This is a genomic window from Methylobacterium sp. B1 (genome assembly GCF_000333255.1).
Classification (GTDB): domain Bacteria; phylum Pseudomonadota; class Alphaproteobacteria; order Rhizobiales; family Beijerinckiaceae; genus Methylobacterium; species Methylobacterium fujisawaense.
The window spans coordinates 1-2,178 of record NZ_BACT01000981.1 but is presented as its reverse complement, the minus strand read 5'-3'; the positions used below and the strand labels follow the sequence as shown (position 1 = coordinate 2,178).

2 protein-coding genes and 1 pseudogene are annotated in these 2,178 nt (G+C 73.4%); all 3 read left to right on the top strand.

From position 1 onward, the window contains the following. Positions 1–284: pseudogene (locus tag I53_RS27315) on the top strand (folate-binding protein); the annotation flags it as partial. A gap of 117 nt (positions 285–401) precedes the next feature. Next, complete coding sequence (locus tag I53_RS27310; RefSeq protein ID WP_043356897.1) at positions 402–1,145, top strand: NUDIX domain-containing protein; 744 nt, start codon at positions 402–404, stop codon at positions 1,143–1,145. Further along, positions 1,142–2,178 (top strand): MFS transporter (locus tag I53_RS27305; RefSeq protein ID WP_051045096.1); only part of this gene is annotated, 1,037 nt, incomplete at its 3' end. The genes I53_RS27310 and I53_RS27305, both read left to right, overlap by 4 nt.

The window sequence follows — 2,178 nt, the reverse complement described above, 5'->3', positions numbered from 1 at the left end:
CTCGCCAGCGCCTGACGCTCTACCGTCTGCGCGCGCAGGCGACGATCGCCGCCGACCCGACCGTCGCGGTGGCGGCCGTCTGGGCCGGCGCCGTCCCGCCCGCGGCCGAGGCGGTAGCGGATTCCCGCGCGGCCGATCTCGGCGCCCGCCTCTACGCCGCCGCGGGCGCCTTCTCGGCGGACGCGACGGAGGCCGATTACCACGCGCACCGGATCGCCCTCGGCGTGCCCGAAGGCGGACGCGACTACACCTTCGGCGACGCCTTCCCGCACGAGGCGCTGATCTGGTTTTGCTCCAGCCGGTGAAGGGCGCCGTCGTCGGACTGCAATACGCCCTTGGCATGCACGGCTTTGCCACGCTACCGCGGAGCCGCCCCGCCCCGGGGCCGGAGGAGACGCACCTTGCCGCTGCCGCAGCAGGAGCCCAAGATCGCCACAGCTCCTGAGGGCAAGCCGGCCGCTGCGCGCCTGCGGCCGCGGGACGCCGCGACCATGATCGTCATCGACCGGCGCGGAAAGGGCGGCCCGAAGGTCCTGATGGGCCGTCGCAACCCGAACCTCGCCTTCATGCCGGGGAAGTTCGTCTTCCCGGGCGGCCGGATCGAACTCGGCGACCGCCACATGCCGGTGGCCGGGGCGCTTCCCGATTACGCGGAGGCGGCGCTGACCCGGCAGGTCTCCCGGCCGCCGCACCATCTCGGCCGGGCCCTGGCGCTCGCCGCGATCCGCGAGACCTACGAAGAGACCGGCCTGCTGCTCGGCACGACCGAGCACGGCGCTCCCGAGGATCCCCCGGCGGGCTGGGAGGGCTTCGGCCGCCACGGCGTCCTCCCCGATCTCGAAGCGCTCCATCTCGTGGCCCGCGCGATCACCCCGCCGAAGCGCGTGCGCCGGTTCGACACGCGCTTCTTCGCGATCGACCGCCGCGGGGTGGCGGCCGAGGAGCCGGGACGGATTCAGGCCGACGCCGAGTTCACCGAACTGGCCTGGGTCCGGCTCGACGCCGCCCGCAAGCTCGACCTGCCGTACATAACCCGCGCGATCCTGGACGACCTGGAGGCCCAGATCGCTGCCGATTTCGCGCCCTACCGGATGATTCCCTTCCACTACGAGCGCTACGGGCGGCGCGAGCGGGTGGCCTTGTGAGCCGTCCAGACGGCTTGCAGCAGAACCAGCCGCGCGGGATCAGGTCGGAGGAGGTGGCGGCGATCGCGGCGGCCGTGACCTGCGTCACCGTCGTCGGCATCGGCCTGAGCCTGTCGATCCCGCTCCTCTCGATCGAGATGGAGCGGCGCGGTGCGTCGAGCACGCTGATCGGGCTCAACACCGCGGTGGCGGGCATCGCCAGCATCTGCACCGTGCCGTTCGTCCCGCGGCTCGCGGCGCGCATCGGCGTCGCGCCTCTGCTCGGACTGGCGCTCGTCGTCGGAGCGGTCAGCCTCGCCCTGTTCCCGCTCCTGCCGGGCCTCGCCCTGTGGTTCCCCCTGCGCTTCGTCTTCTCGATGACGCTCGGCGCGCTGTTCGTCCTCTCCGAGTACTGGATCAACGCCGCCGCCCCGCCGGAGCGCCGCGGCCTCGTGATGGGCATCTACGCCACCGTGCTGGCGACGGGCTTCGCGGTCGGGCCGCTCCTGCTGGCGCTGGTCGGGACCGAGGGACCGGCCCCCTACGCGACGGGAGCCGTCCTCATGCTGGCCGGCGGGTTGCCGATCCTTCTGGCCCGGGGGCTGTCGCCGACGATCGAGACGGGCTCCGGCCGCGGCATCCTCGGATACGTCCGGCTCGCCCCCGGCGCCCTGGCGGCGGCCCTTGCCTACGGCGCGGTGGAGACCGGCATCTTCGCCATCCTGCCCCTCTACGGCCTGCGCCTCGGCTACGACGCGCAAGGAGCGGCTGGTCTCGTCAGTCTGATCGCGCTGGGCAACGTGCTGTTCCAGATCCCGTTCGGCTGGCTCGCGGACCGGCTCGACCGCGGCGCGGTGCTGCTCGGTGCGGGCCTCGCGGGCGCCGCGGGCTCGGCCCTGATCCCATTCGCGGCCGGCAACCCGGTGGCGTTCGGCCTGCTCCTCCTCGTCTGGGGCGGGATTGCCGGCACCCTCTACACGGTCGGCCTCGCGATGCTCGGCGACCGTACCCCCGCGAACGATCTCGCGGGGGCCAACGCGGCCTTCGTGGTGCT